At 70.2% G+C, this 6,068-nt stretch carries 9 protein-coding genes; 2 read left to right on the top strand and 7 right to left on the bottom strand.

Translation table 11 applies throughout. From position 1 onward, the window contains the following. Positions 1–242 (bottom strand): translation initiation factor IF-3 (infC, locus tag ACO1X9_RS05160; protein WP_486349759.1); only part of this gene is annotated, 242 nt, incomplete at its 3' end. A 193-nt stretch (positions 243–435) separates the two neighbouring features. Between infC and ACO1X9_RS05155 the strand changes: the two genes are divergently transcribed. Then, the gene (locus ACO1X9_RS05155; RefSeq protein WP_486349758.1) at positions 436–798 is read left to right on the top strand and encodes a DUF1844 domain-containing protein; all 363 of its coding nucleotides are present in this window, start codon (positions 436–438) and stop codon (positions 796–798) included. 58 nt (positions 799–856) lie between these two features. Here ACO1X9_RS05155 and ACO1X9_RS05150 read toward each other — a convergent pair whose 3' ends face one another. From ACO1X9_RS05150 to ACO1X9_RS05125, 6 genes are all read right to left on the bottom strand, one after another. Then, positions 857–1,612, bottom strand: a complete 756-nt coding sequence (locus ACO1X9_RS05150; RefSeq protein ID WP_486349757.1) for an SseB family protein — start codon at positions 1,610–1,612, stop codon at positions 857–859. A 22-nt stretch (positions 1,613–1,634) separates the two neighbouring features. After that, on the bottom strand, positions 1,635–2,384 hold the full coding sequence (priA, locus tag ACO1X9_RS05145) for a bifunctional 1-(5-phosphoribosyl)-5-((5-phosphoribosylamino)methylideneamino)imidazole-4-carboxamide isomerase/phosphoribosylanthranilate isomerase PriA (RefSeq protein WP_486349756.1): 750 nt from the start codon (positions 2,382–2,384) through the stop codon (positions 1,635–1,637). Positions 2,385–2,432: 48 nt separating this feature from the next. Further along, positions 2,433–3,068: an imidazole glycerol phosphate synthase subunit HisH gene (gene hisH, locus ACO1X9_RS05140; protein ID WP_486349755.1), complete on the bottom strand. Its 636-nt coding sequence runs from the start codon at positions 3,066–3,068 to the stop codon at positions 2,433–2,435. Between the two features lie 2 nt (positions 3,069–3,070). Further along, the gene (hisB, locus tag ACO1X9_RS05135; RefSeq protein ID WP_486349754.1) at positions 3,071–3,673 is read right to left on the bottom strand and encodes an imidazoleglycerol-phosphate dehydratase HisB; all 603 of its coding nucleotides are present in this window, start codon (positions 3,671–3,673) and stop codon (positions 3,071–3,073) included. Positions 3,674–3,683: 10 nt separating this feature from the next. Then, positions 3,684–4,772: a histidinol-phosphate transaminase gene (locus ACO1X9_RS05130; RefSeq protein ID WP_486349753.1), complete on the bottom strand. Its 1,089-nt coding sequence runs from the start codon at positions 4,770–4,772 to the stop codon at positions 3,684–3,686. Between the two features lie 79 nt (positions 4,773–4,851). Beyond that, positions 4,852–5,196: a LysM peptidoglycan-binding domain-containing protein gene (locus tag ACO1X9_RS05125; protein ID WP_486349752.1), complete on the bottom strand. Its 345-nt coding sequence runs from the start codon at positions 5,194–5,196 to the stop codon at positions 4,852–4,854. Positions 5,197–5,469: 273 nt separating this feature from the next. Here ACO1X9_RS05125 and lexA point away from each other — a divergent pair. After that, positions 5,470–6,068: transcriptional repressor LexA (gene lexA / locus ACO1X9_RS05120; protein ID WP_486349751.1), on the top strand; the 599-nt coding region annotated here is incomplete at its 3' end.

Below are 6,068 nucleotides of genomic sequence, written 5' to 3'. Positions count from 1 at the left end.
TTCGCCTGGTTGCGTCGAGCTTCCTTGAGCTTCTGGGCCTGCTCGTACTTGAACTTGCCGTAGTCCATGATCTTCACCACGGGCGGGACGGAGTTCGGGGCAACCTCGACCAGGTCGAGTTCGGCCTCCTGCGCGAGACGCAGGGCGTCTTCGATGCGCACGACGCCGACCTGCTCACCCGCGGGGCCCACCAGGCGCACCTGGGGAACGCGGATCCGGTCGTTCGTTCTGGGATCGCTGATGTGTGGGTTCCTTTCGTTTCAGAACACGAAGGAAGCATCCACTCGGCATCGTTCTCGTCGAACGTGTACCGCTCTCACCCTGGCTACCGGCCCTCGCGGTCCGGCGGAGTGAAACTGGACCCGGTAGCGTTGCAGCCGACGGGTGGGAGGATTCTCCGCTTCGTTGACATCCGGAATCACTCCGGAGGCCCGCATAAGAGTAACAGAGGATGTGCGCGTGAGCGAGGAGACCGTCAGCCCCGAGATCCGGGACATCTCGGAGGTGCCGGCCGTCGAGGTCATCAACACCGTCGCCGTGCATCTGCTCTCCGCCGCGGCGGTGCAGTGCGGACTCGCCGACGAGCCCGACGCGAAGGCCGACCTCGACGAGGCGCGCAAGCTCATCGACGCCCTCGCCGGCCTCGTCACGGCCGCCGCCCCGCACCTCGGCGATCATCACGCCCGCGCCCTGCGCGACGGCCTCCGCTCGGTGCAGCTCGCCTTCCGCGAAGCCTCCCCCGTGCCCGACGAGATCGGCAAGGGCCCCGGCGAGAAGTACACCGGACCGGTGAACTGAGCCGAGGGTTTTGTCGGGTTAGTTGCACATTGCTCCGTCTTCCGGAAGCAATGTGCAACTAAGCGGGCAGGCTCTCGAGGCGGATCGCGATCGAGTCGACCCGCTCCGCGATGAGCGCGGATGCCGCCCACGCGTCGCCGAGACGGGCGAGCAGAGCGTCGAGCGCCTCCCGATCGAGTCCCGCGTCGAGGGTGAGCTGCACGATGAGCTCGGCGCCGGTCAGCCGCGCCTCGGGATCACCGGGGGCGAGTTGCACGGCGCGGACGGCCGACTCCCCCGCCGTCGCCGCGAGGAACGCCTCGAGCACGCGCTCGTCGGCGAAGCACGGCAGGAACGGGGTCCCTGTCGCGAGGGCCTCGAACCCCGTACGGCGTAGCGCGAACTCCGTCGACGAGCCCGGGTCGAGCACGAGGGCGCCGGCACCGTCGGCGGCGGCAGCGAGGGCCGCCCGCGGAGCGGATACCGGGATGGGACGGGCGGCGGGATTCCACGCGCGCATCGTGTCGACCGAGGAGAACACCGGCAGCACGACGCGGCCGTCGGGCCCGGCGACGGTGACGAGCGCGAGCTCCTGCGTCTTGTCGACGACCTGCCCGTGCGCGCCGATCCCCTCGTCGCCGCGATCGGTCACGAGCGGCACGAGCAGCCGGGCGGCGACGAGCGCCGCGACGACCTCCGGCATCCCGAGCTCGCGCGCGCGGAAACGCAGCACCGCCTCGATCAGGCGCGGGTCGGCCGAGCCGTCGTCATCCGCCGCGGAATTCGCGTGGAACTCGCGGCCCTCGAACGGGATGCCGGCGGAGTCGGCGTGCATCGGGATGCTGGCGCTCGCGCGCTCAGTCGCCCGCGACGTCGAGCGCTTCGGCGAGCGTGAACGCCCCCGCGTAGAGCGCCTTGCCGACGATCGCTCCCTCGAGCCCCTGCGGCACGAGCTCGCGCAGCTCGGCGATGTCGTCGAGGTTGGCGATGCCGCCCGACGCGATGACGGGCTTCACGGTGCGGGAGCAGACCGCGGCGAGCAGCTCGAGGTTCGGGCCCTTGAGCGTGCCGTCCTTCGTGACGTCGGTGACGACGTAGCGCGCGCACCCGGCCGCCTCGAGGCGGTCGAACACGGTCCACAGGTCGCCGCCCTCCTGCGTCCAGCCGCGTGCCGCCAGGGTCGTGCCGCGCACGTCGAGCCCGACCGCGATCGCCTCGCCGTACTCGGCGATGACGTGCGCCGCCCACTCGGGGTTCTCGAGGGCCGCGGTGCCGAGGTTGATGCGCTTCGCCCCGGTCGCGAGCGCCGCCTCGAGGGTCGCGTCATCGCGGATGCCGCCCGAGAGCTCGATGTTGACCTTGCGCGGCGTGTTCTTGATGACCTTCTTGATGACGCCGTGGTTGCCCCCGCGGCCGAAGGCGGCATCCAGGTCGACGAGGTGGATCCACTCGGCGCCCTGCCGCGCCCAGTTCTCGGCCGCTTCGATCGGGTCGCCGTAGCTCGTCTCGCTGCCGGCTTCACCTCGCGTGAGTCGTACCGCCTTGCCGTCGGCCACGTCGATGGCCGGGAGGAGGGTGAGCTTCGGGGCGGTGGAGAACTCGGTCACAAGGTCGAAAGCGTAGCCCACAGCATCGACACCGCGATGCGGACGCGGTCAGAGCGAGCGAATCCAGTTCGAGAGCAGCCGGATGCCGGGGGCGCCCGACTTCTCCGGATGGAACTGCGTCGCCGACAGCGGGCCGTTCTCGGCCGCGGCGACGAAACGCCCGCCGTGGTCGGCCCAGGTCACTGCCGGCTGCGCGAAGGCGCCGTAGACGTCGAGCTCCCACGACCGCGCGGCGTAGGAGTGCACGAAGTAGAAGCGCTCGTCGCGGATCCCGTCGAAGAGCACCGATCCCTCGGGGGCATCCACGGTGTTCCAGCCCATGTGCGGCAGCACGTCGGCCTCGAGCTCGTCCACGACGCCTGGCCACTCGCCGAGCCCCTGGGTGTCGACGCCGCGCTCGACGCCCCGCTCGAACAGCACCTGCATGCCGACGCAGATGCCGAGCACGGGACGTCCGCCCGCGAGCCGCCGCTCGATGAGCTCGCCGCCGCGCACGCCGTTCAGCGCCGCCATGACGGCGGCGAAGGCGCCGACGCCGGGGACGAGGAGTCCGTCGGCCTCCATCACCCTCTGGCGGTCGGCCGTGAGCTCGACGTCCGCGCCTGCCACCTCGAGCGCTTTGACGGCCGAGTGCACGTTGCCGGAACCGTAGTCGAGCACGACCACGGACTTCGTCGCAGGCATGACTACAGGGCGCCCTTGGTCGAGGGGATGCCGCGCACGCGGGCATCCGGCTCCACGGCGCGACGGAACGCGCGTGCGAACGCCTTGAACTCGGCCTCCGCGATGTGGTGAGGGTCGCGTCCGGCGAGCACTGTGATGTGCATCGTGAGGGCGGCGTTGAACGCGATCGCCTCGAAGACGTGCCGCACCATCGACCCCGTGAAGTGCCCGCCGATGAGGTGGTGCTGGAAGCCCTGCGGCTCGCCCGAGTGCACGAGGTAAGGCCGGCCGGAGACATCCACGACCGCTTGCGCGAGCGCCTCGTCGAGCGGCACGAGCGCGTCGCCGTAGCGGCCGATCCCCGACTTGTCGCCGAGAGCCTGCTTGATCGCCTGGCCGAGCACGATCCCGGTGTCTTCGACCGTGTGGTGCACGTCGATGTCGGTGTCGCCGCTCGCGGTCACCGTGAGGTCGACGAGCGAGTGCTTGCTGAACGCCGTCAGCAGGTGGTCGAAGAACGGCACCGTCGTGTGGATCGACGACGTGCCGGTGCCGTCGAGGTCGAGGCTCAGCTCGATGCTCGACTCGCTGGTCTGACGCGACAGCTTCGCGGTGCGGGAGGCCATACGTGCGAGCTTAGGGCGCGCCGCCCGGGCCGAGCTCCGCGAGCGCGTTCAGGAAGTAGGTGGTCTCCTCCTCGGTTCCCGCCGTCACGCGCAGCGCGTTCGGAAGGCCGACGTCGCGGATGAGGATGTCGCGCTCCCGGAGGGCGCGGAAGGTGGCTTGCGGGTTCGCGACGCCGTCGAAGAGCACGAAGTTCGCCCACGACTCGTGCGCGCGGTAACCGAGCGCGGCGAGCTCGGTGAGGAGGCGGTCGCGCTGACCGCGGATGTCGTCGACCATCGCGAGCATCTCGGGCGCGTGGCGCAGCGCCGCGAGCGCGGCGGCCTGGGTGAGGGCCGACAGGTGATACGGAAGACGGACGAGCCGGAGGGCATCCGTCACGGCGGGGTCGGCGGCGAGATACCCGACGCGCACGCCGGCGAAGGCGAACGCCTTGCTCATCGTGCGCGAGACGAGGAGGCGCGCGCGACCTGGCAGCAGCGTCAGGGCGCTCGGGATGTCGGCCGGCACGAACTCCGCGTACGCCTCGTCGACGAACACGATGCCGCGGGAGGCCGCGTACACCGCCTCGATCGTCTCGAGCGGAAGTGGCGTGCCGGTCGGGTTGTTCGGCGCGCAGAGGAAGACGAGGTCGGGGTCGGTGCGTTCCACCGCGGCGATCGCGGTCTCGGGCGAGATCGCGTAACCCGCGTCCCGTTCGGCGGTCACCCACTCGGTGCCGGTTCCGGCGGCGATGATCGGGTGCATCGAGTACGTGGGCGGGAAGCCGAGCACTCGGCGTCCCGGGCCACCGAAGGCTTGCAGCACGTGCTGGATGATCTCGTTCGAGCCGTTGGCCGCCCAGATGTTCTCCGCGGCGAGCCCGTGACCGAGGTACCCGGCGAACGCGGCCCGCAACTGGCTGAACTCGCGGTCGGGATAGCGGTTCGCTCCGAGCACCGCGTGGGCGAGGCCCTCGACGATGTCGCGCGCGACCGCCTCCGGAATCGGATGCGTGTTCTCGTTGACGTTGAGCGCGTAGCGCACCGGGTCTTGGGGGGCCCCGTAGGGGGAGGCGCCCTTCAGGTCGTCGCGGAGCGGGAGATCGGAGAGGGACGCCACTCGCGGCAGTTTACCGAGGCCGCGTGAGCTCTCAGTCGCGTGAGCTCTCGGTCGCGTGAGCTCTCGGTCGCGCGAGCGATCAGTCGGAGTACTGCGCGGGGATGGCGAGACGCTGACCGGCCCGCACGTCGGACGAGGCGAGCTGGTTGAGCGAGACCACCTGCGCGGCGAACTCGCGCGGGTCTTCCTCGGGCGCGATCTCGGCGGCGAGCCCCCAGAGCGACTCCCCCGCATCGACCGTGACCCACTCGAAGGTCGCGTCGGGCGTGGTGTTCGTCGCGACGGCCCCTCCGCCGTTGAGCCCGATGAACATCGCCGCGACCACGAAGGGCAGCGCGGCGAGCGTCGTGAGCACGGCCCGCCCGCGACGGGTGAGGCGCAGGCGCGGCATCGCGGGGGCGGTGCTGTAGCTCACTGCGGTCATGACGGGCTCCTCACGGTAGGCGGTGCGTGGTCTGGCGATCAGCCCCCGGGCCTCCGGCGGCCGGGCCGACGACCCGGGGGCGAATCTGTGTTCCGAACATACATTCGATCGAACATGTGTTCAAGTGCATCTCGCGAGTTTTCCCGAGAATCGCCCGACACACTCGAACAGATGTTTGCCGAGACGACCTCAACCGGATACAGTTTCGATCGCTGGATGATTCGATCACCGACCACCGACATCGACCCGGCACCGAGCAACAGTGGAGGAATCGTGGACGAGATCACGCCCCAGCACCCCTCGAATCCCGAGCCGGCGGCGACCCGCCGGCGCACGTCGCTGAGCGACAAGCAGCAGGCGATCCTCGAGATGATCCAGCGCTCGGTCGCGAGCCGTGGCTACCCGCCGAGCATGCGCGAGATCGGCGACGCCGTCGGCCTCTCGTCGCTCTCGAGCGTCACCCACCAGCTCAACCAGCTCGAACTCTCCGGCTACCTGCGGCGCGACCCCAACCGTCCGCGCGCCCTCGAGGTGCTCATCGAGTTGCCGAGCGGCGAAGGTTCGGAGTCGAGCATCCCGGTCGGCGACGCCGCGATGGTGCCGCTCGTCGGGCGCATCGCCGCCGGCATCCCGATCACCGCCGACCAGCAGGTCGACGAGGTCTTCCCTCTCCCCCGTCAGCTCGTCGGCAAGGGCGACCTGTTCATGCTCAAGGTCGTCGGCGAGTCGATGATCGACGCCGCGATCTGCGACGGCGATTGGGTCGTCGTACGCCAGCAGAAGTCCGCCGAGAACGGAGAGATCGTCGCCGCGATGCTCGACGGCGAGGCCACCGTGAAGGTCTTCCGGCAGCGCGACGGCCACACCTGGCT

Source organism: Pseudolysinimonas sp. (assembly GCF_057350545.1).
This window is presented reverse-complemented; position numbering and strand designations above follow the sequence as displayed.